Consider the following 21,886-nt stretch of genomic DNA (forward strand, 5'->3'; position numbering starts at 1 on the left):
CGGGGCGCGGCCGGGCCGGGAGCGAGGGGGGTGTTCCGGACGACGCCGGAGCACGGGACGCGCCGGATGCACGGGATGCGCCGGGTCATCCGCCCGGCCCTGCTCAGCAGCAGCCGGCCGCCTTCTCCTCCTCCCGCTGCTCGCCCGCCCGCTGTTCGTCCGCCCGTTTCTCGCCTGCCCTCTTCTCCACCAGCAGCCGTGAGCCGGAACCCCGTTCACCGAAGGCGTCGTCCGGGTTGGACAGGACGCAGGTGGCGAGGGACAGGCAGCCGCAGCCGATGCAGTCGGTGAGGTGGTCGCGGAGTCGGTTGAGCTGCTTGATGCGTTCGTCCAGCTCCGCGCGCCACGCCGCCGAGAGACGGGCCCAGTCCTCACGGGTCGGGGTGCGTTCCTCGGGGAGCTCGGCGAGGGCCTCGCGGATCGTGGCCAGCGGGATGCCGACGCGTTGCGCCGCGCGGACGAAGGCGACGCGACGCAGCGTGTCGCGGTGGTAGCGGCGCTGGTTGCCCGCCGTACGACGGCTGCTGATCAGCCCCTTCGTCTCGTAGAAGTGCAGGGCGGAGACGGCGGCACCGCTGCGCGCGGCGAGCTGGCCGACCGTGAGCTCGTGGATCTTCTCGGGAATCTGGGGCACCCCTCGAAGCCTACCCATCGCCTCGTCCACGGGTCCGTTGACATCGGCCCGGCACCCGACCATGCTAAGCAGTCGCTTAGACCTATGGCACGGTGACATGGGCAGCTGGTGACGCGAGAGGACCGCAGACATGGCAGAGCCGAAGATCTTCACGTCCGCCGACGACCTGAAGGCGGCGGTGGGTGAGCAGTTGGGGTACACCGACTGGCTGGAGGTCGACCAGAAGCGGATCGACCTCTTCGCGGAGGCCACCGGAGACCACCAGTGGATCCATGTCGACCCCGAGAAGGCCGCCGCCGGCCCCTTCGGCACCACCATCGCGCACGGCTATCTCACGCTCTCCCTGCTGCCGCTCTTCGGCCCGCAGCTGATCAAGGTCGAGAACGTGAAGATGGGCGTCAACTACGGGACGAACAAGGTCCGTTTCCCCGCCCCGGTACCCGTCGGCTCGCGCGTGCGCGCCACCGCGACGATCACCGGCGTCGAGGACGTCACCGGCGGCGTCCAGGTGGCCGTCGCCTTCACCGTGGAGCGCGAGGGCGGGGACAAGCCCGTGTGCGTGGCGGAGTCGGTGTCCCGCTACTACCTGTAGCCCCTACCAGCCGTACGCGCTACTCCCGGCAGGCGCTACTTCGCCGCGCCCACCATCCGCAGCACGAGGTCGGCGTACAGCGCGCCGACCTCGTCGGGGGTGCGGGGGCCGTCCACGTTGAACCAGCGGGCCACGTCGATGCAGAGGGACAGCACGGCGAGGGTCGTACCCTGCACGTCCAGCACGGTGAACTCGCCGCTCGCCACGCCGTCCTCGATGATCCCGCGCACCTCGGCGTCGACCTGCCGGCGCAGGTCGAGGATCTCGGCGCGGGCGTCGGGGCCGAGCGCGTCCAGTTCGTACTGGACGACCCGTGCCGTGGTGCGCCGCCCGGCGTGCCAGCGGACGAAGGAGCTCACGGCGTCCGCGAGCCGCCCGGTGGCGTCGCCCCCACCAGCGGCCGCCGTGCGCAGAATGTCCAGCGCGCGGTCGTGGCCGATCCGGCTGATGCGGTGGAGCAGCTCTTCCTTGGTCTTGTAGTGGATGTACAGGGCGGCCGGGCTCATACCCGCGCGGCCCGCGATGTCGCGGGTCGTCGTCGCGTGGTAGCCGCGCTCGGCGAAGGCCTCCACGGCGGCGACCAGCAGTCGCCGGGCCGCGTCAGGGGTGACCTCTTCCCACGGCTCGATCTCGCCGCCGGCCGTCTCCTCCGCCGTACTCATCGCTCGTTCGCCCCTCTCGGTACAGGAGCTACACCATACCGCCGAAGGTGAGCGGCCGCTTAGAGTGCCTGCTCAGATCTTCTCGAAGGGATCATGGTCGGCGAGGAGCTTCTCCAGGCGGGCCTGGTCCACCCGGCTCACGATCTGCCCGGCCTCCTGACGGTCGCGGATCACCTTCGCCAGCGTGAAGGCCGAGGTCACCAGATACAGGACGGCGATCGCCAGAAAGCCGCGCACCCAGGCGTCGGTGTGGAGGTTGTAGATGCCGATGGCGGTGGCCCCGATGGCGATACCGAAGGAGGCGACGGCCTGTCCGTAGAACGCCGCCGTGCTCTGCTGCTTGACCGGTGTGTCACTCATGGGGACAAGCTTCGGCGGATGCGGCCGCCGGCACATCCGTCCACCTACTCAGACCCGTACTCAGGTGCTCCGGCTCAGAACGCCGAAACCCCCGTCAGCGCCCGCCCGATGAGCAGCTTCTGGATCTGGCTGGTGCCCTCGTAGAGGGTCATCACACGGGCGTCGCGCAGGAGCTTGCCCGCCGGGTACTCGTCGATGTAGCCGTAGCCGCCGAAGACCTGGAGGGCGTTGTTGGCGGCGCGGACGGCGGCCTCCGAGGCGAAGAGCTTGGCCTTGGAGGACTCGGTGGCGAAGGGCAGGCCCCGGTCGATCAGGTCGGCGACCCGCCAGGTCAGCAGCCGGGCCGCGTCCACGTCGACCGCGATGTCGCTGATCAGTTCCTGGACCAGCTGGTGGTGGGCGATGGTCTTCCCGAACTGCTCACGCTCGCCCGCGTACCGCACCGCCGCGTCCAGGGCGGCCTGCGCTATGCCGACACAGCCGGCCGCGACCGACATCCGGCCCTTGGCCAGCGCCGACATCGCGACGGAGAAGCCCTTGCCCTCGGGCGCCAGCATCGCGGAGGCGGGGACCCGGACGTCGTCCAGGACCAGTTCGGCGGTCGCCTGGCCGCGCAGGCCGAGCTTGCCGTGGATCGCGCGGCGGCTCAGGCCCGGGGTGTCGGTGGGGACGAGGAACGCGGAGACGCCCTTGTGGCCCGGCGCGTCCGTCGAGCGGGCGAAGAGCAGCACCACGTCGGCCCAGGTGCCGTTGGTGATGAACATCTTGGTGCCGTTGATGACGTACGAGTCGCCGTCGCGGACCGCGCGGGTGCCGAGGTTGCCGGCGTCCGAGCCGGTGCCGGGCTCGGTGAGGCCGAAGCAGCCGACGTACTCGCCTGACGTCAGTCCCGGCAGCCAGCGCCGCTTCTGCTCCTCGCTCCCCCAGGCCGCGACGGTCTTCGCGACCAGCCCGAGCGAGACGGACACGATCCCGCGCACGGACGAGTCCCCGCGGCCCAACTCCTCCGTGACCAGGCAGTACGCGAGGTGGTCGCCGCCCGAGCCGCCGTACTCCTCGTCGATGGTCAGACCGAGGAAGCCGACCTCGCCGAGCTTCTTGACCAGGGACCGGTCGATGTCCTCGGCACGGTCCCAGGCCACGACATGCGGGGCGACCTCGCGGTCCACGAAGTCCTTGGCGAGCCGCCGGACGGCCTCCTGCTCCTCGCTGAGCGCCAGATTCACCACGAGATCACCTCACAGAGGAAAGGCCTTCAGAACTGCTTCACGATTGCCCATTAAATTAGCACTGCTAGTTTTTGCTGTGCAGCCCTACTATGTGCGCCATGGCCCGACCGCGCAAGCCCCTTCTCAGCACCGACCGGATCGTCGAGACCGCACGGACGCTCGTGGACGCGGAGGGCCTGCCGGCCGTCTCCACGCGGCGGCTCGCCGCCGAGCTGGGGGTGAGCGGCCCCTCGCTGTACAACCACTTCCGCACGAAGGACGAGATCCTGGAGGCCGTCGCCGACTCGGTGAGCGCGCAGGTCGACCTGTCGATGTTCGAGGACGGCCGGGAGTGGCGGACCGCGCTGCACGACTGGGCCGTCTCCTACCGCGCCGCCCTGCGCGACCACCCGAACATCGTCCCGGTGCTCGCCCAGGGCCCCGGCCGCCGGCCCGCCGGGCTGCGGCTCGCCGACGCGGTGTACGGCGCGATGGTCCGCGCCGGGTGGCCGCCCGCGCAGGCCACCTCCATCGGCGCGCTGATGCGGTACTTCGTCATGGGCTCCGCGCTCGGCTCGTTCGCCGGCGGTTTCGTCGACGACGTGAGCGCCTACGACCCCGCCGACTACCCGCACCTCGGACAGGCCCACCTCCTCGCCGAGCAGCAGGAGAAGATCGACGAGCGGGCGTTCGAGACCGGGCTGACCGCGCTGCTGGACGGGCTCTCCCAGCAGTTCGAGCAGCTTCCCTAGCACGGTTCGGCGGCCACCGAAGTGTCCGTCGCGCATGCTGGACCACGTGAGCATCACGGACACCGGGAACGACAGGGACGTACGGGCGCCGGGGCTGGCCGCCCTCGCCGGACTCGTCGCCGACGAGACACGGGCCGTCTGTCTGCTGGCGCTGCTCGACGGGCGGGCGTGGACCGCCGGTGAGCTGGCCCGGCACGCGGGCGTGGCCCCGTCGACGCTGAGCGAGCACCTGGGCAAGCTGGTCGCGGGCGGGCTGCTGGCCGAGGAACGTCAGGGGCGGCACCGGTACGTACGGCTCGCCGACACCCGGGTCGCCCAGCTCGTGGAGGACCTGGCCGGCCAGGTCGCCCCGCACCCCGCCCACCGGCCGCGCACCTTGCGCGCCGCGAGCGCCGGATCGGCGATGGCCCGGGGCCGGACCTGCTACGACCACCTCGCCGGCCGGCTCGGCATCGCCGTCACCGACGCCCTCACCGCCCACGGGCTGCTGAGCGCGGCGAGCGAGCCGGACGGGCGGACCGACGGGGCGGAGGCGGGGCCGAGCGCGAGCGGTCCTACGAAACCGGCGTCCAGGGAACGGGCCACCGGGTTCCTGCTGACCGAGGCCGGGCTGCGGTGGTTCGAGGGCAGTGGCATCGTGCTCGACCGCGCGACCCGCCGACCGCTCGCCCGCGCCTGCCTCGACTGGACCGAGCGGCGCCCGCACCTGGCGGGTGCGGCGGGCGCGGCCCTGTGCCGGCACGCCCTCGACGCGGGATGGTGCGTGCGGATCGGCTCCGAGCGGGCCGTGAAGGTGACGGCGGCGGGCGAACGGGCACTGGCCGAGCTGCTGGGCATCGAGGCGGGGTCGCTGCGCTGACCGCCCTCGCTGACCGCACGGTGCCGCCGCAAGGCCCCGACCGGGACGACACCGGCCCCCTCCCGGCCTCTCGTCCGAAATCCGCGAGCTTTCGATCTGCGTTTTTTCCTAGCCTGAGGAACATGATGAACAGCCCCCGGCGTACCGAACGTCGTACAGAGTTGCTCGCCGCCGGTGCGGCCGCTGTGACCGTCGTGCTGTGGGCCTCGGCCTTCGTGTCGATCCGCAGTGCGGGCGACGCGTACTCGCCGGGGGCGCTGGCACTCGGGCGGCTGGCCTCCGGGGCGCTGGTGCTGGGGGTCATCTGCGCCGTCCGGCGCGCGGGGTGGCCGCCGAGGGCCGCCTGGCGCGGGATCGCCGTGTCGGGCGTGCTGTGGTTCGGCTTCTACATGGTGGTGCTCAACTGGGGTGAGCAGCAGGTGGACGCGGGGACGGCGGCTCTGGTGGTGAACATCGGGCCGATCCTCATCGCCCTGCTCGGCGCCCGGCTGCTCGGGGACGTGATGCCGCCGCGGCTGCTGGCGGGGATGGCCGTGTCGTTCGCGGGCGCGGTCGCGGTGGGGCTGTCGATGTCGGGCGAGGGCGGATCGTCGGTGCTCGGGGTGGTGCTGTGTCTGCTCGCCGCCTTCGGTTACGCGGGCGGGGTCGTCGCACAGAAGCCCGCCCTGGGCCGGGCGACCGCGCTCCAGGTGACGACGTTCGGATGCGTCATCGGCACGGTGGTGTGTCTGCCGTTCGCGGGTCGGCTGGTCCACGAGGCGGCCGACGCGCCGGTCTCCGCGACGCTCAACATGGTCTACCTGGGCGTCTTCCCGACCGCGCTCGCCTTCACCACGTGGGCGTACGCGCTGGCCCGGACGACCGCGAGTCGCATGGGCGCGACCACGTACGCGGTGCCCGCACTGGTCGTCCTGATGTCGTGGCTGGCGCTGGGCGAGGTGCCGGGGCTGCTCACTCTGGCCGGTGGAGTGCTGTGTCTGGCGGGTGTGGCCGTGTCGCGGTCGAGGCCGCGCACGCCCCGCACGCCGCAGGCGCAGGGGGCGGAGGCGACGCAGGGGGCGGAAGCGGCGCGGGAGGCGGAGGCGGCGCACGCTGACGCTCCGGCGCCGGGGCCCGACCGGGAGGTCGGGCCCCGGACGGGCTGAGGCCGCCGGAGCGGGGCCACCGTCAGAACACCACCAGCGCCCGCCCACCCTTGCCCGCCAGCATGTTGTCGAAGGCCCCCGGGATGTCCTCCAGGGCGATGCGCTCCGTCACCAGGGCGCTCAGGTCGAGCCGGCCCGCCCGGACGTGGTCGGCGAGGACCGGGAGGTCCTTCGCCGGGTCGCAGTTGCCGTAGACGCAGCCGGCGAGGGTGCGGCCCCAGTGGAAGAGTTCCAGGGCGTTGAAGGTGACCTGCTGGTCCTTGCCGCCGATGCCGACGACCGTGGTGCGGCCGCCGCGCCGGGTCGACTCCCAGGCCGTCCGGATGGTGACCGCGCGGCCCACGCACTCGACGGCCACGTCGACCCCCTGCTTGCCGGTGAGGGCGCGGATCTCGCGGGCGGTCCGCTCGGAGGCGACCACGTACTCCGTGGCGCCCGCCGCCCGCGCCAGTTCCTCCTTCTCCGGGGAGACGTCGACGGCGACGATCGTCGAGGCGCCGGCGATCCGGGCCGCCTGGAGGGTGGCGAGGCCGACTCCGCCGACGCCGAAGACGGCGACCGTCTCGCCGGGGCGGACCCGTGCGGAGTGGTGGATGGCGCCGTAGCCGGTGAGGACGGCGCAGCCGAGGAGGGCCGCGTCGGTGAGGGGGATGCCGTCCGGCAGCGGCAGCACGCAGGAGGCCGGGACGACGGTCTCCTCGGCGAAGGCGGCGACGTTCAGCCCGGGGTGGAGGTCCCTGCCGTCCGTGGTGCGGGCGTACACCTCCGCGGCCCCGTTGAGGGCGTTCACGCACAGCCACACCTCGCCGAGCGTGCAGGGGTGGCAACTTCCGCAGGAAGGCGCCCAGTTGAGGATGACGCCGGCGCCGGGCGCCAGGTGTTCGACGCCCTCGCCGACGGCGACGACCGTGCCCGCGCCCTCGTGCCCCAGGACGGCGGGGACCGGCACCCGCATGGTGCCGTCGGACAGGGACAGGTCGGAGTGGCAGACCCCGGCGGCGGCGAGCCGGATGCGGACCCGGCCGGGGCCGGGGTCCGGAAGGTCGATCTCCGTGATCTCCAACGGAGCGCCGATGGCGGGGAGTACGGCGGCGCGGACAGCCATGTTCGGTTGACTCCCTTAGAACTGGAGGGACTTGGTCTGGAGGTACTCGGCGAGTCCGTGGGCGCCGAGCTCGCGGCCGACGCCCGACTGCTTGTAGCCGCCGAACGGCGCGAGCGGGTTGAAGCGGCCGCCGTTGATGTCGACCTGGCCGGTGTCCATCCGGCGGGCGAAGGCCACCGCCTCCGCCTCGTCGCCGGCCCAGACGGCGCCCGCGAGCCCGTAGACCGTGCCGTTGGCGATCCGCAGGGCGTCCTCCTCGTCCTCGTAGCGCAGGACGGACAGGACGGGGCCGAAGATCTCCTCCTGGGCGATGGCCATGTCGGGGGTGACGTCGGCAAAGACCGTGGGGCTGACGAAGTAGCCCTGTTCGTGCGGGGATTCGAGGCCGCCCGCGACCAGCCGCGCCCCCTCGGCCACGCCCTTCTCGATGTACCCCCGCACCCGGGCCCGCTGTTCGGCGTTGACGACGGGGCCGATGCGGTCGGCGTACTTGGCGGCCGCCGCCGCGGCGAGCTCGACCGCCTCGTCGTACCGGTCGCGGTGGACGAGCATCCGGGTCCAGGCGCTGCACGTCTGGCCCGAGTTGGACATCACGTTGGCGACCCCGACGTTGACCGCCCTGGCGAGGTCGGCGCTCGGCAGGATGACGTTGGCGGACTTGCCGCCGAGCTCCAGGGCCACCTTCTTGACGGCCGCGCCCGCCGTCGCCGCGATCCGCCTGCCCACGGCCGTGGAGCCGGTGAAGGACACCAGGTCGACGCCGGGGTGCTCGACGAGGGCCTGGCCGGCGACCGGGCCGAGGCCGGTGACGAGGTTGAGGACGCCGGCCGGGACGCCCGCCTCGTGGACCGCCTCGGCGAAGAGCTGGGCGGTCAGCGGGGTGTCCTCGGCGGGCTTCAGGACCACCGTGCAGCCCGCGGCGAGGGCCGGGGCGACCTTGGCGACGATCTGGTGCAGCGGGTAGTTCCAGGGGGTGATGGCGCCGACCACACCGATCGGCTCGTGGAACACGGTCGAGTTGCCGACCTTCTCCTCGAAGGGGTGGGTCGCGGCCAGTTCGGCGTAGGAGCCCGCGACCGCGATCGGCACCGCCGCGTGGACGGCCTGGGAGAAGGCCAGGGGCGAGCCGAGTTCGGCGGTGATCGTCTCGGCGATCTCGTCCTTGCGGGCCGCCAGGACGTCCCGGAGCGCGGTCAGCCGGGCCGCGCGCTCGGCGGGCGGGGTCGCGGCCCAGCCCGGCAGGGCGGCGCGGGCCGCCCGTACGGCGGCGTCGACGTCGACGGCGTCGCCCGCCGGGACCCGGGCGATCACCTGCTCGTCCACCGGGTCGACGACCTCGATCACATCCCGGCCCGCGGCCGGGCGCCAGGCGCCGTCGAGGTAGATGCCGTCATGTGCCTTCATCGCGTTCCCTTCGGGCGGGCCTCGTCGTCCGCGACCTAAACTAGCGTTGATAGTTTTCTGGCACCAGAGGACAACGGGTGAAGGACGCAGAACGCGCGGGACACCGGACCGAGGACACCTCGGGACGCCTCCTCACTCGTCGAGGTCCGGCAGCCGGGCCGGAGCCGGGCTGATGCGCTCGCCGTGCTGGTCGAAGACGAAGAGATGGGCGATGTCGACGAGGAGCGGGACCTGCATCCCGTGACGGAGGTCGAAGTCGGGGGTGGTGCGCACGACCAGGTCGCCGAGGGGACGGGCCTCCGGGGACGCGAGCGGCCCCTCCTGCGCCGACGGCCCGTCCAGTACGTCGACCGCGCCGGTCCGCAGGCCGCCCGCGCCCTTCCGCAGCCGGTCCAGGACCCCGCCCTCGCGGCGGCGCCGCCGGGGCGGCCGCTGTACGGGGCGGGGCGCCTCCAGTTCCGGCACGACCGCGAGCCGGGAGCCGGTGTTGAAGTGGACGAGCACCTCGTGCCCCTGGAACTCCACGTGCTCCACCAGGCCGGTGATGTGTGTCTCGCCGGGCCGGGCGTCGGCGGGCGTGGCGATGCGGACGGCCTCCGAGCGCAGTCCGACGATCACCTCCCGGCCCTGCTGCACGCGCAGCAGCTTGTGGTCCAGGGAGTGGGGTTCGGGCAGCCGCAGCGCCTGCTTGCCGAGGCTGATCGTCATGGCTCCGTCGAGCGGGGCGCGGACCAGGCCGCGCAGGAGGTTGATCCGCGGGGTGCCGATGAAGGCGGCGACGAAGATGTTGTGCGGCAGGGCGTAGACCGACCGCGGGGTGCCCACCTGCTGGAGGACTCCACCGCGCAGCACGGCGACCCGGTCGCCGAGCGACATGGCCTCGGCCTGGTCGTGCGTGACGTAGACCGTGGTGACGCCCAGCTGCCGGGTCAGCTTGGCTATCTCTGCCCGCAGATGGTTGCGCAGCTTGGCGTCGAGGTTGGACAGCGGCTCGTCCATCAGGAAGGCGGAGGGGTGCCGGGCGATGGCCCGGCCCATGGCGACGCGCTGGCGTTCGCCGCCGGAGAGCTGGCCCGGGAAGCGGTCGAGCAGGTCCTCGATGCCGAGCATCCGGGCGGTGGCGTCCACCCGGGGGCCCGGGTCGGCGCCGGGGGCCTCGATGCGCAGCGGGAAGCCGATGTTGTCGCGGCCGGTCATGTTCGGGTAGAGCGCGAAGTTCTGGAAGACCATCGCGATGTCCCGGCCCGAGGGCGCCAGGTCGTTGGCATACTCGCCGTCGAGCCGTAACTCGCCCTCCGTGATGTGCTCCAGGCCGGCGATCATGCGGAGCACGGTGGACTTGCCGCAGCCGGAGGGTCCCAGCAGGACCAGGAACTCGCCGGGCGCGATGTCCAGCGACAGCCGGTCCACGACCCGGACGCCTCGGGTGTGGACCTTGCTGACGTCGTGCAACGAGATGGCGCGTGTCATGAGAAGTGTCCCCGGGGACTCGTGTGCCGGGCCGGCCCGGCCGGTGCTCCGCTGTCCGATCCGCCCCGTGCGGCTCGAACGGGGCTTGTGAGTCACGGAAGTTAACGGACTGTGTGCACCCGGGGGAAGAGACTGGCCCGGATCGGACGCCACCGTCCGACAGGTGAGAAACCGGACTGCCTGATTCAGTGGGCGTCGGCCCCGTGGCCGCGGACACCGGCGCGGCCACGACGGCGGGTCAGCGGGTCGCCGTCAGATGGGCGAAGACGACGACGTTGCTGGTGTATCCGGTCGCATGCCGGAAGAGGCCCCCGCAGGTGAGGACGCGCAGCTCGGGGCGGCGGGTCGGGCCGTACACCTCCTTGTCGGGGAAGGTGGCCTTGTCGAAGACGCGCACCCGGTCCACGGTGTAGACGGCCGTGCGGCCGTCGGCGCGCCGGGCCTCGATCCGGGCACCCCGGGCCACGCGCGCGAGGCCGGCGAAAACCGCCGGGCCGGTCTTGGTGTCGCGGTGGCCCACGGCGATGGCGGTGCCCCGCTCCCCCGGTGTGGGGCCGCCCGCGTACCAGCCGACCAGTTTGGGCCGGTCGAGCGGTGGTGTCCCGAGGTGCCGGTCCGGGCCGAGCCGGAGCGGGACGATCGGCACGTCGATGCCCAGGGAGGGCACGCGCAGGGTGGTCGCCGGGGACCGGGGCAGCGGGCGGGGAGGGGGGCCCTGGCTCTCGGACGCCTTCTTCCCCGCCGTCCGGCCCTCCTGGTCGGCTTCGCCCCCGGGGGCCGGGGCGGCCTGCGCCGTGCCGGACGCCGCCTCCCCGGCCCGGGCCGCCGTGGCCGGGCCGTCGTGCCCTCCGCACCGGACTCCGACCGTCACCAGGACGACCGCGAGCACGGCCGTCCTGGTGAGGCGATAGGCGCGGGTCCGGTGCCAGGGCCTGCGTACGCGCCTACGCGGCACCATGGGTGCGCCGGCGGATCAGTCGGAAGTAGGCGACTCCGCCGACGGCCACCAGGCCGACGGCCGCGGCTCCGGCCAGCGGGGTGAAGGCCTGCGAGGTGTCGGCGAGGCCGCCGCCGCCCGCGTGCACGCCACCCGCCGGGCCGCCCTTCTCGCCGCTCCAGGCGGAGCCGCCCTGAGTACCGCCTTCCCGCCCGCCGGCACCCTGCGTGGTGCCGTTCTGGCCAGCGGCGCTCTGCGCGGTGCCGTTCTGACCGCCACCGTTCTGACCGCCGCCGCCCTGGCCGTTCGGGCCGCCGACTTCGCGGCCGTCGTCGGTGATCGGCCGGTTCGGGCTACCGTTCCCTTCGCGCTGGCCCTCAGGGCAGTTGATCTTGAAGACCTTCACCCTGGGCGAGGGGACCGGAACGTCCCCGGGGATGGTCCACTCGAGCGTGTACGACCCCTCGGCCAACCCCAGGGTGTCGGTGTGCCCGGCGCCCTGGGTCAGCGTGATGTTGCCGGAGACGGTGGCGGTGTCGGGGGCCGGGGGCCGCGCCTTGATGGTGTAGGCGACCGTCGGCAGCTCGCCGAAGTTGGCGGCGTCGAGGTAGAAGCGGCAGGCCACCGGGTCGTCCTTGGAGACGCCCTGGGGGACCTGCTCGCGGTGGATCCTGATGTCACCGGCCTCCCCCACGGCCACGGCGGACGGTGCCGAGAGGCAGGTGAACCCCGCCGCGGCGAGCACCGTGAGGGCCGTGACGCCGAGGCGGGAGCCGAGGGCGGACGGGAGCGTCGAGCTGGACATGCGCATTCCTCCGAGTCAGGACGATTTTCATACAAATCGTTCTTGCACCTGACTCTCTTTCACATCGGCGCCCACGACTGTGGGAGCGCCGCCCGACGCGCCGTCAGACATCGCTCGACCGGCGCAACCTTCCGGACGGGCGCCGGGGCACAGCCGCCCCCGCTCCGCCGTCCTCGCGCGAGCGCACCGCCACCCCCGACGACATCAGCAACAGCACCCCCAGCATCACGAACGGCGCGGCCACCCCCGCGACCCCCGCCACCAGCCCCGCGGCGGCGGGCGCGGCGACCTGGCCCAGCCGGTTGCCGGTGAGGCGCAGCGCGAGAGCCGTGGAACGGGCGCCGTCGGGCGCCGCCTGGACGACGGTCGTCATGGACAGCGGCTGCCCGACGCCGAGGCAGAAGCCGAGCAGCGCGAGGATCACGCCCAGTCCCCAGACCGGCACCGGCAGCGCGATCCCGGCGCACAGCAGGGCCGCCAGCAGGCAGGTCACGGTGAGCAGCAGGGTCCGGCCGAGCAGCCGCAACAGAGGCGTGAGGACGAGCCGGCACGCGATGGAGGCCGCCGCGCGGACGCTGAGCAGGACGCCGATGACGGACGGCGCGATGCCCCGGTGTTCGCCGACCACCGGCAGATAGGCGGTGAGGATGTCGGTCGCGGACAGCACGGACAGGCTGATGAGGATGCCGGCGGGGACGCCCCGGGCGTGCAGGATGCGGCCGACGGGGACGCGTTCGCCCTGCTCCGTACGGGACTTGGGCGTGGTGTCACGGTGCTCGATGCGCCACAGCGAGGTGAACGCGACCGCGCAGCCGGCGCCCGCGACCAGCAGGGCGAGTGCGCTGCTGTCCGCCATGTCGCCACCGCCGATCAGCGTTCCGGCCGCGATCGGGCCGACCAGCTGGCCGAGGGAGGCGCCGATGGTGAAGTGGCCGAAGTTGCGGTCCTGTTCGTGCGGCGCGGACTGACGGGCGACGAGCGACTGGGAGCCGATGACGAAGCAGAGATGGCCGAGTCCCATCACCCCGCTCCACAGGGCCATCGTCCAGAGGGAGCCGGCGACACCGCTCAGCACACAGCCGCCGGATATGAGGACCACGCCGACGGGCAGCAGGGGCGCGCAGCGGCCGTGGTCGGTGCGGCGGCCGAGCGGTACGGCGGCGAAGAGCGGCAGCAGCGCGTACACACCCGCGATGACGCCGATCGCCCGCTCGTCCGCGCCCAGCGCGAGGGCCCGGTAGGAGACGGCGGGCCGGGCCATCGACACCGCCCCCTGCGCGAAGCCGAAGGCGATGACGAGACGGAGCAGCCAGCCGCGGTTCCCGCCGGGCCTCACAAGTTCCTCCATGGTCGGCTCAGATGATCCCGAACAGGATGCCCGCACCGAGGATCGCCAGGCAGGTGAGGGCGGCCCACTTGACCACGAACCGCGTGTGGTCGCCGAACTCGACCTTCGCCATGCCGACGAGGACGTAGACGGCCGGGACGAGCGGGCTCGACATGTGCAGGGGCTGGCCGACGAGCGAGGCGCGGGCCATCTCCAGCGGCGAGACACCGTGCGCCGCGCCGGCCTCGGCGAGGACCGGCAGGACGCCGAAGTAGAAGCCGTCGTTCGACATGAAGTAGGTGAGCGGAAGGCTCAGCACGCCGGTGACGAGGGCCATGTGCGGGCCCATGCCCGCGGGGATGACGTCCACCATCCACGTGGCCATGTGGTCGACCATGCCGGTGCCCTGGAGGACGCCGGTGAAGACGGCGGCGGCGAAGACCATGCCGGAGACGTTGAGGACGTTGTCGGCGTGGGCGGCGAGGCGGGCCTTCTGGTCCGGGATGTGCGGGAAGTTGACGCTGAGGACGAGCGCGGCGCCGAGCAGGAACAGCACCGGGATCGGCAGCCACTCCATGATCATGGAGGTGAGCAGGCCGACGGTGAGCAGCGCGTTGAACCAGTACAGCTTGGGGCGCAGGGTGGCCCGGTGCGGGTCGAGGCCCTGGAAGTCGTCGTCGTCGTCCTCGTCGGCGGTTTCGTCCTGTGCGTCCGTGCCGGAGCCGGAACCGCCCGTGCGGACGGGGGTCTTGGCGTCGCCGGAGCCGCCGGCGCCCACCAGGACCGTCTCGGTCTCCTTCTCCTCGACCAGCACCTCGTCCAGGGTCAGCGTGCCGAGCCGGGCGCGCTCACGGCGGCCGAGGACGTAGGAGAGGGCGATGACGAAGAGCAGGCCCACGGCCAGCGCCGGGATCATCGGCACGAAGATGTCGCTGGCGTCGAGCTTCAGCGCGGTGGCGGCACGGGCGGTCGGGCCGCCCCAGGGCAGCGTGTTCATCACGCCGTTGGCCATCGCCGCGACACCGGTCATCACGACCAGGCTCATCTTCAGGCGCTTGTACAGCGGGTACATCGCCGAGACGGTGATCATGAACGTGGTGGAGCCGTCGCCGTCGAGGGAGACGATCGCGGCGAGCAGCGCCGTGCCGACGACGATGCGGAGCGGGTCGGCCTTGCAGAACTTCAGGATGCCCCGAACGATCGGGTCGAAGAGGCCGACATCGATCATCACACCGAAGTAGACGATCGCGAACATGAGCATCGCCGCCGTGGGGGCGAGGCTGGTGACGCCGTCGATGACGTAGTCACCGAGCTTGGCGCCCTTCCCGACGAAGACGCAGAACAGTGCCGGGATCAACACGAGCGCCGCGATCGGCGACATCTTCTTCAGCATGATCAGGACCAGGAAGGTCGCGATCATGGCGAAGCCGAGGATGGTCAACATGAGTGGATACCTAACGTTCGCCCTTGAACATCCCACCTGGGGGTCGGCGGTGGGTTGACGTTAGGTCCGTTCAAACGGTGTTAACAAGACGTTGACGTGCGAGCAATAAGCGCAAAACTCCAGGTCACGGCTTTGCTCAGCTCAGCGGGCCGCTACGGGCGCAAGTTCCACCGGCACTCCGTTGAGAACCGCGTTGCCCGACAGCGGGTCCAGCAGGCTGCCGTCGAGGAGCTGGTTGACGTTGACGCCGGGGTCGGTGGCGGCATGGCTGAGGCGGGTGCCGGGGCGGTCGTGGCCCCAGCCGTGCGGCAGGCTGACCACGCCCCGGCGCACGCCGTCGGTGACCTCGGCCGGTGCGGTCACCTCTCCCCCGGCGCCCTTCACCCGGACCGGCGCGCCGTCCCGCACACCGAGCCGTTCGGCGTCCTCGGGGTGGATGTGCAGGGTGCAGCGGTTGGTACCGCCGGTGAGCGCGGGGACGTTGTGCATCCAGCTGTTGTTGGACCGCAGATGGCGCCGGCCGACCAGGACGAGTTCGTCGGGCCGCCGCTTCAGTCCCTCCCGCAGCCGCGGGAGATCGTCGACGATCGGCTGCGGCAGCAGTTCGATCCGCCCGCTGCGCGTCTTCAGCGGCTGGGGCAGGCGTGGGCGCAGCGGCCCGAGGTCGATGCCGTGCGGGTGGGCGAGCAGCCGGGCGAGGCCGAGTCCGTCCGGGCGGGTGCCGAAGCCGTCGCCGTAGGGGCCGAGGCGCAGCATCATGTCGAGCCGGCGCTCGGGACCGGTCTCGCCGGTGAGCTGTGCCGCGAGCTCGCGCGGGTCGCGGCCGTGCACGGGCGAGTGCGGGTCCTTGACCGCCTTGCCGAGGGTCTGGCCGATGACCAGGTCGTCCACGGCGGACGGGTCGGCTCCGTGCATCCCGGTGGCGGCCAGGGTCAGCCGGGCGAGGATCTCGGTCTCGGCCATCCGGCCGGGCTCGAGCGGGACGGCCGGGCGGCTGTAGCGGACCTGGTTGCGCACGGCGAGGGTGTTGAAGGCGAAGTCGTGGTGCGGGCTCTGCGAGGGCGGCGGCGGGGGCAGCACCACGTCGGCGTGGCGGGAGGTCTCGTTCAGATAGGGGTCGACGCTGACCATGAAGTCGAGGGAGTCGAGCGCCTTGTCGAGCCGGTCGCCGTCCGGGGCGGACAGGACGGGGTTGGCGGCCACGGCGACGAGCGCGCGGATCGGCTCGCCCTCCGTCGTCGCGGTGTCGATCTCCTCGGCGAGCGCCGACAGCGGCAGCTCGCCCTTGGCCTCCGGGTGCCCGCTCACCCGGGAGTGCCAGCGCGCGAGCTGGAAGCCGTGGCCGGGACCGGCGGGCCGGGGCGTGCGGTCGGTGGCGGCCTGCGGGAAGAGCGCGCCGCCGGGCCGGTCCAGGTTGCCGGTGAGGATGTTGAGGACGTCGACGAGCCAGCTGGCGAGGGTGCCGTAGGGGACCGTGCAGCTGCCGATGCGGCCGTAGACGGCGGCGGTGGGGGCGGCGGCGAGTCCGCGGGCCAGGGTGCGGATGAGCGAGGCGTCCACGTCACAGGCGGCGGTGACCGCTTCGGGGGTGAAGTCCCGTACGGCTTCCGCGAGTTCCTCGAGACCCTCGAGGTGCGGGGCCGACTCGCCGGGATCGACGAGGAGTTCCTCGAAGAGCACCTGGGCCATGGCGGCGAGGAGCAGCGCGTCCGTGCCCGGCCGGATCGCGATGTGCCGGTCGGCGAGCTTCGCCGTGCGGGTGCGGCGCGGGTCGATGACGGTGAGGGTGCCGCCGCGGGCCTTGAGCGCCTTGAGCTTGCCGGGGAAGTCGGCGGCGGTGCACAGACTCCCGTTGGACTCCAGGGGGTTGGCGCCGATGAGCAGGAGATGGTCGGTGTGGTCCAGGTCCGGCACGGGGATCGCGTTGGCGTCGCCGTACAGCAGCCCGCTGGAGACGTGCTTGGGCATCTGGTCGACCGTGGAGGCGGTGAAGAGGCTGCGGGTGCCGAGGCCGGCGATCAGGACGGTCGGGTAGAGCGCGCCGGCCATGGTGTGCACGTTGGGGTTGCCGAGGACGACTCCGACGGAGTTCGCCCCGTACCGCTCGACGACCGGCCGGATCCCGGCGGCCACGGCGTCGAAGGCCTCCTCCCAGGTGGCCTCGCGCAGCTCGCCGTCCCGGCGCACCAGAGGCGTCCGCAGCCGGTCGGGGTCGCCGTCGACGGCGCCGAAGGAGGCGCCCTTGGGGCAGATGAAGCCCTTGCTGAAGACGTCCTCCCGGTCACCGCGGGCTCCGGTGACCTTCGTCCCCTCGATGGTGAGCGTCAGCCCGCAGGTGGCCTCGCACAACGGGCAGATTCGCAGGGCGGTGCGGGACACGGGTCCTCCTGGGGGCGGCGTTGCCATCTCCCGGCGAGCATACCGAGCGGTATGGCCGATGGGGAGGGGGCGGCCGCGACCGTCAGTCCAGGCTCCGTGCCAGATACGCCCGCAGCAGCTCCCGTGTCTCGTCGATCACCTTCGGGTCGCCCTCCGGATCCACCCGGAAGGCCAGCTGGACGAGGGTGTCCGCGGTCTCCACGGCGATCAGGAAGGTGCGGCGCAGGTCGTCGTCGGGCTCGCGGACGAGATAGTCGGAGAGCAGGTCGGTGAGGCGGTCGGCGACCCGGTGGTTGGGTTCCGCGTGCCGGGCGCCGACCGGGATCTGGTTGCCGAAGTCGACGAGGGAGAACCCGGGCGCGGTGTGCTTCATGGCCAGGTACTCGTCGAGCACGGCGTCCATGGCGGCCCGCCAGTCGCCCCGGCGCGCACCCTTCAACCGCTCGGTGACGCGCTCGGAGTAGCGCTCGAGGTTGCGCTGGGCCAGCGCGTCGGCCATCTGTCGCTTGTTGCCGAAGAAGCGGTAGACGGAGCCGATGGGAACGCCGGCGCGCTCGGCGACGGCCCGGGTACTCAGGCCGTCGTAGCCGACCTCGTCCAGCAGGTCGGCGCAGGCGTCGAGGATTCTGGTCAGCCGTTCGGCGCTGCGCCGCTGCACGGGCGCACGACGGAGCGATGTCGCTTGGGGCACGGAGCTCATGATGCCTTTCCGTCGCGGCGGGGTGAACCTCACCCCTCGGTACGGAGAAAGATGCCTGATGCACTCAACGGGGGCTCTTCAGGGAAGGCACTCGGGGAAGGCGCTCAGGGGGAAGGCTCCGACGCCGTGATGTACGCCGTGCTCTCCACCGGTTTGCCGTCCACCGCCCACACCGTGCCGTCGTCCGCGCACAGCCGGGCGGTGACCTGGTGGGTGCCGTGCGGCAGGTAGCCGGCCGGGATGCGGTAGGACGGGGTGCGCAGGTCGGCCACCGGCTGGTCGTCCACGTAGAGCCGGGCGGCGCCGCGGCCGTGGACCGCCCCCGCCTTCGCCGCGGTGGGCGTGAACCGGAAGTTCTCCACCTTCAGGCGGACGTCCCAGCTGCCGTCGGCCTCGGGCTCCACCTCGACACCGACTTCGGGTGCCCCCTTCTTCTCCACCTCGCGGTAGTGCCGCCCTTCGTCGTCCGTGTCCTTCAGGACCTTGCCCACCGGCGAGGGGGAGACCGACGCCGCGGTCGACGCGTCCCCCCGCTCATGGGCGCCACTGGTGCCGCAGCCCGCGGATCCGGTCAACAGCAGGACACAGACCGCGGGCACGGCGAGGCTTCCGCGCGTCCACGACATGCGGGGGAGCGTAGAACAACGGACCGACACGCGGATCCCCCTGGGGTCTGGTTCCGGCCGTCTTGATCGTCCTCCAGGAGGAGGACCGGCGCACCTCTTGCGCCGGGGAAATCGCAATCCTACGGTGATGCATAGGAATCAGCAGGCGCACCCGCGGGGCGCCGGAGGGAGCGATCATGAGCAGCGGGGACGCACGCAAGACGGCCGAGGGCCTGACCTATCTCTCCGGGTTCGGCAACGAGCACGCCTCCGAGGCCGTGCCGGGCGCCCTGCCCGACGGCCGCAACTCGCCGCAGCGCGCGCCCCTCGGCCTGTACGCGGAACAGCTCAGCGGTACGGCGTTCACCGAGCCGCGCGCCCACAACCGCCGCTCGTGGCTCTACCGGATCCGCCCGTCGGCCGCGCACCCGGCGTTCAGCCGCGTCGACGACGGCGCGCTGCGCACCGGCCCCTTCACGCAGACGGTCCCCGATCCGAACCGGCTGCGCTGGGACCCCCTGCCCGAGCCGCCCGCCGGCACGGACCTCCTCGCCGGCCTGTGGACCCTCGGAGGCAACGGCGACGTCACCCAGCGCACCGGAATGGCCGTGCACCTGTACCACGCGAACGCCTCCATGGAACGTGTGTTCAGCGACGCCGACGGCGAGCTGCTGATCGTCCCCGAGCAGGGCGGACTGCTGCTGCGCACGGAGTTCGGGCAGCTGCACGCCGAGCCCGGCGAGGTGGTGCTGATCCCGCGCGGGGTCCGCTTCCGCGTCGACCTGCTGGACGCCTCCGCCCGCGGCTACGTCTGCGAGAACTACGGTGCCCCCTTCCGCCTCCCCGACCTCGGCCCGATCGGCGCCAACGGCCTCGCCAACCCCCGTGACTTCCGCGCGCCCGTCGCCGCGTACGAGGACGTCGAGGGCCCGGTGGAGGTGGTCAACAAGTACTGCGGCCACCTCTGGAGCGCGACGTACGACCACTCCCCGCTCGACGTGGTCGCCTGGCACGGCAACCATCTGCCGTACGTCTACGACCTGCGCCGCTTCAACGTCATCGGGACCATCTCCTACGACCACCCGGACCCGTCGATCTTCACGGTGCTGACCGCCCCGTCCGACACCCCCGGTCTGGCCGGCGTCGACTTCGTGGTCTTCGCCCCGCGCTGGCTGGTCGGCGAGGACACCTTCCGGCCGCCGTACTTCCACCGGAACGTGATGAGCGAGTACATGGGCCTGATCGAGGGCGCGTACGACGCCAAGACGGCCGGAAAGGGCGGCTTCGTGCCGGGCGGCGGTTCGCTGCACAACATGATGTCGGCACACGGCCCGGACCGGGAGACCTTCGACCGGGCGAGCGCCGCCGAGCTGGGCCCGCAGAAGATCGACGACGGGCTGGCGTTCATGTTCGAGACCCGCTGGCCGATCGCCCTCACCCCGCACGCGGCCCGGGCGGACCACCTCCAGCAGCGCTACGACGACGTCTGGCAGGGCCTCGAACGCCACTTCCGTCCGTCAGCCGGAACGTCCGACGGAACATTGCACTGAACGATGCCGACCGGTACGGATAGCCCGTGACCTCCTTCGCCCCGGACTCGATCGTCCTCACCCGCAAGCTGCCGCTCTGGTACCAGGTGTCGCAGTCGCTGCGCGCCTCGATACTCGGCCGCTCGCCGCAGGACCCGCTCCGACTGCCCACCGAGGAGCAGTTGGCGGGTCACTACGGGGTGAGCGTGCTGACCATGCGGCAGGCGCTGAAGGAGCTGGAGGACGAGGGGCTGATCTCCCGGCACCGCCGGCGGGGCACCTTCATCGAGCCGAGCGCGCGACGGGGCGCTCCGGTCCGGCTCCTCGGCTCGGTCGACGCGATCGTGGCCCAGCAGTCCGCCATGACGACGGAACTCCTCGACCACGGCCGTACGTCCGTCCCCGCCGAAGTCGCCGAGCACTTCCCGGACCTGACCGAGGTGGCGACGTACCACCGGCTGAGGAGCGACGAGAACACGGGGGAGCCGACCAACCACGCCCGCAACTACGTCCGTCCCGAACTCGCCGCCCGGATCGACCCCGACGACCTGGTCCGCCGGCCCATGACGAAGGTGCTGCGGGACCTCGTGGGCGTGGACATCAGCCGGATCACGGACACGGTCGAGGCCCGGCTGGCGGACCCGGAGACCGCCCAACTGCTCCGGGTCCCGCTGCTCAGCCCGATCCTGCACTACACGGGCGTCATCTACGACACCGGCGGACAGGTGCTCGACGTGGCCGTCATCCACTACCGGGGCGACCGTTTCTCCTTCACGGTCTCGCTCGACGCGACATGACCCGCCACGGGCGACCCGTCGTACGATGCCCAGCGTGACGCCCGACGACGCTCCGCCGCTGGCGGACCTCATGCCGTGGTCCGTCGCACCGCCGCGGCTCGGCCGGGGGTGGCCGACGGACCCCGACCCGGCTTCCCTGAAAGCCCGCTGGGACGCCCTGGTGAAGGCCGAGGGCCCGGACCGCGAGGCGCTGTTCGAGGCGACCCGCTCACGCACCCTGCACACGGCGGTCGGGCAACTGCCCGGCCACTTCGGCGGCACGGAGAAGCTCGTCCGCGCCTCGGGCCCGTGCCCGGAGCCGGTGCGGGTACTGACCGGACCCTTCGACGAGCACTGGCTCATCCCCGACCACCGGCTGATCGACGCGGCCCGCCCGGAGCTGTGGCGGGTGGCGGACGAACACCAGGTCTTCGTGGTGGAGACGCCGTCCCCGCCGGGCCCGCCCCTGCTGGCGACCTCCCTGATCCCGCTGGCGCGCCCCGGCCGGGTCCGCCCGCTGTACCGGCGCCCCGGCGGCGCGGAACCCAATCTGGCGCCGGGCCTGCTGGAGCACCTCGGCCACTCCCCCGATCCGGTGGACTTCCTGGCCTGGACCCTGACGGCCGTCCGCCCCGACCTGACCGTCCCGCTCACCCGGGACCCCGGGCTCTGGGCCCGGGGCGTGGAACTGGGCCGCCGCGCCCTGTGGCTGCTCCGCCGCGACGGCGAGCGTCCCCGGCTCCCCGGCGGCCGCCGCCCCTACGTCCGCGCCCCGCTGCCCAGCCGGCCCCTGACGCTGCACTACGACCGCGACGAGGAGACCCTGCACCTCGACGGCGGCCGTGTCTCCCCGGTCCCGCCGGCGGCCTGGGACTTCGCGGCGGGCGGGGTCCGCGTCCTGGAGCAGTGGTTCGCGAACCGGACGGCGGAGCCCGGGCCGGGCACCCTGGCCGCGATCCGCCCGACGACCTGGCCGCAGACCTGGACGTCCGAACTCCTCGAACTGATCACGGTGTTGGCGCTGTTCGCGGAAGCGCGCGCACAGCAGGAGGAGTTGACGGTGCCGGACACGATCACGGCGGACGAGCTGCGCGCGGCGGGCGTCCTGCCGGTCCCGGACCCGGCCCGGCACCCGGCGACGGTCCTCGACCACCACGAGGAGGGCCCGGAGGGCCAGTTCGCCCTGATCTAGC

Annotated in this window: 21 protein-coding genes; 7 read left to right on the plus strand and 14 right to left on the minus strand. The window is 72.5% G+C overall.

The window, feature by feature from the left end; all coding sequences use genetic code 11:
- Nucleotides 1-103 precede the first annotated feature (103 nt).
- Nucleotides 104-634 (minus strand): redox-sensitive transcriptional activator SoxR, encoded by a 531-nt coding sequence (gene soxR / locus G9272_RS10600; RefSeq protein ID WP_171396318.1) that lies wholly within the window; start codon nt 632-634, stop codon nt 104-106.
- 130 nt (nt 635-764) lie between these two features.
- On the opposite strand from soxR, the gene G9272_RS10605 reads away from it, so the two are divergent.
- Nucleotides 765-1,226 (plus strand): MaoC family dehydratase, encoded by a 462-nt coding sequence (locus G9272_RS10605; protein ID WP_020128243.1) that lies wholly within the window; start codon nt 765-767, stop codon nt 1,224-1,226.
- Between the two features lie 35 nt (nt 1,227-1,261).
- On the opposite strand, the gene G9272_RS10610 is transcribed toward G9272_RS10605, so the two are convergent.
- The 3 genes from G9272_RS10610 to G9272_RS10620 form a co-directional block, all read right to left on the minus strand.
- Entirely contained in the window at nt 1,262-1,888 is a 627-nt protein-coding gene (locus tag G9272_RS10610; protein ID WP_171396319.1) for a TetR/AcrR family transcriptional regulator, read from the minus strand.
- Between the two features lie 72 nt (nt 1,889-1,960).
- Nucleotides 1,961-2,248 (minus strand): YiaA/YiaB family inner membrane protein, encoded by a 288-nt coding sequence (locus G9272_RS10615; RefSeq protein ID WP_171396320.1) that lies wholly within the window; start codon nt 2,246-2,248, stop codon nt 1,961-1,963.
- A gap of 74 nt (nt 2,249-2,322) precedes the next feature.
- On the minus strand, nt 2,323-3,474 hold the full coding sequence (locus tag G9272_RS10620; protein WP_171401937.1) for an acyl-CoA dehydrogenase family protein: 1,152 nt from the start codon (nt 3,472-3,474) through the stop codon (nt 2,323-2,325).
- Nucleotides 3,475-3,566: 92 nt separating this feature from the next.
- On the opposite strand from G9272_RS10620, the gene G9272_RS10625 reads away from it, so the two are divergent.
- From G9272_RS10625 to G9272_RS10635, 3 genes are all read left to right on the plus strand, one after another.
- The gene (locus G9272_RS10625) at nt 3,567-4,208 is read left to right on the plus strand and encodes a TetR/AcrR family transcriptional regulator (RefSeq protein WP_171396321.1); all 642 of its coding nucleotides are present in this window, start codon (nt 3,567-3,569) and stop codon (nt 4,206-4,208) included.
- Between the two features lie 34 nt (nt 4,209-4,242).
- Nucleotides 4,243-5,067 carry an ArsR/SmtB family transcription factor gene (locus tag G9272_RS10630; RefSeq protein WP_171396322.1) on the plus strand — a complete coding sequence of 275 codons (825 nt, stop codon included), beginning with the start codon at nt 4,243-4,245 and terminating at the stop codon, nt 5,065-5,067.
- A 122-nt stretch (nt 5,068-5,189) separates the two neighbouring features.
- On the plus strand, nt 5,190-6,212 hold the full coding sequence (locus G9272_RS10635; RefSeq protein WP_171396323.1) for a DMT family transporter: 1,023 nt from the start codon (nt 5,190-5,192) through the stop codon (nt 6,210-6,212).
- 22 nt (nt 6,213-6,234) lie between these two features.
- On the opposite strand, the gene G9272_RS10640 is transcribed toward G9272_RS10635, so the two are convergent.
- From G9272_RS10640 to G9272_RS10685, 10 genes are all read right to left on the minus strand, one after another.
- Nucleotides 6,235-7,317 (minus strand): Zn-dependent alcohol dehydrogenase, encoded by a 1,083-nt coding sequence (locus G9272_RS10640; RefSeq protein ID WP_171396324.1) that lies wholly within the window; start codon nt 7,315-7,317, stop codon nt 6,235-6,237.
- Nucleotides 7,318-7,332: 15 nt separating this feature from the next.
- Nucleotides 7,333-8,721 carry an aldehyde dehydrogenase family protein gene (locus G9272_RS10645; RefSeq protein ID WP_171396325.1) on the minus strand — a complete coding sequence of 463 codons (1,389 nt, stop codon included), beginning with the start codon at nt 8,719-8,721 and terminating at the stop codon, nt 7,333-7,335.
- Nucleotides 8,722-8,853: 132 nt separating this feature from the next.
- Nucleotides 8,854-10,191, minus strand: coding sequence for an ABC transporter ATP-binding protein (locus G9272_RS10650; protein ID WP_171396326.1), 1,338 nt, complete (start codon nt 10,189-10,191; stop codon nt 8,854-8,856).
- Between the two features lie 238 nt (nt 10,192-10,429).
- Nucleotides 10,430-11,149 (minus strand): class F sortase, encoded by a 720-nt coding sequence (locus tag G9272_RS10655; protein WP_171396327.1) that lies wholly within the window; start codon nt 11,147-11,149, stop codon nt 10,430-10,432.
- A complete protein-coding gene (locus G9272_RS10660) occupies nt 11,136-11,933 on the minus strand; it encodes a hypothetical protein (protein ID WP_171396328.1) in 798 nt (265 codons plus the stop codon). Before G9272_RS10660 ends, G9272_RS10655 begins: the two co-directional genes overlap by 14 nt.
- 103 nt (nt 11,934-12,036) lie before the next feature.
- On the minus strand, nt 12,037-13,269 hold the full coding sequence (locus tag G9272_RS10665; protein ID WP_171401938.1) for an MFS transporter: 1,233 nt from the start codon (nt 13,267-13,269) through the stop codon (nt 12,037-12,039).
- A 19-nt stretch (nt 13,270-13,288) separates the two neighbouring features.
- Nucleotides 13,289-14,704 carry a CitMHS family transporter gene (locus tag G9272_RS10670; RefSeq protein ID WP_171396329.1) on the minus strand — a complete coding sequence of 472 codons (1,416 nt, stop codon included), beginning with the start codon at nt 14,702-14,704 and terminating at the stop codon, nt 13,289-13,291.
- A 141-nt stretch (nt 14,705-14,845) separates the two neighbouring features.
- Nucleotides 14,846-17,083, minus strand: coding sequence for a molybdopterin oxidoreductase family protein (locus G9272_RS10675; RefSeq protein WP_171396330.1), 2,238 nt, complete (start codon nt 17,081-17,083; stop codon nt 14,846-14,848).
- A gap of 82 nt (nt 17,084-17,165) precedes the next feature.
- Complete coding sequence (locus G9272_RS10680; protein ID WP_171396331.1) at nt 17,166-17,783, minus strand: TetR/AcrR family transcriptional regulator; 618 nt, start codon at nt 17,781-17,783, stop codon at nt 17,166-17,168.
- 104 nt (nt 17,784-17,887) lie between these two features.
- A complete protein-coding gene (locus G9272_RS10685) occupies nt 17,888-18,409 on the minus strand; it encodes a hypothetical protein (RefSeq protein WP_253267771.1) in 522 nt (173 codons plus the stop codon).
- Nucleotides 18,410-18,585: 176 nt separating this feature from the next.
- Here G9272_RS10685 and hmgA point away from each other — a divergent pair, with 176 nt between their 5' ends.
- Genes hmgA through G9272_RS10700 form a run of 3 tightly spaced genes read left to right on the plus strand, consistent with a single transcriptional unit; the run spans nt 18,586 to nt 21,885 of the window.
- Nucleotides 18,586-19,938: a homogentisate 1,2-dioxygenase gene (hmgA, locus tag G9272_RS10690; protein WP_171396332.1), complete on the plus strand. Its 1,353-nt coding sequence runs from the start codon at nt 18,586-18,588 to the stop codon at nt 19,936-19,938.
- A gap of 26 nt (nt 19,939-19,964) precedes the next feature.
- Entirely contained in the window at nt 19,965-20,714 is a 750-nt protein-coding gene (locus G9272_RS10695) for a GntR family transcriptional regulator (protein WP_171396333.1), read from the plus strand.
- A 25-nt stretch (nt 20,715-20,739) separates the two neighbouring features.
- On the plus strand, nt 20,740-21,885 hold the full coding sequence (locus G9272_RS10700; RefSeq protein ID WP_171396334.1) for a type ISP restriction/modification enzyme: 1,146 nt from the start codon (nt 20,740-20,742) through the stop codon (nt 21,883-21,885).
- Nucleotide 21,886: the final 1 nt, after the last annotated feature.

The organism is Streptomyces asoensis (assembly GCF_013085465.1).
Taxonomy (GTDB): Bacteria; Actinomycetota; Actinomycetes; order Streptomycetales; family Streptomycetaceae; genus Streptomyces; species Streptomyces cacaoi_A.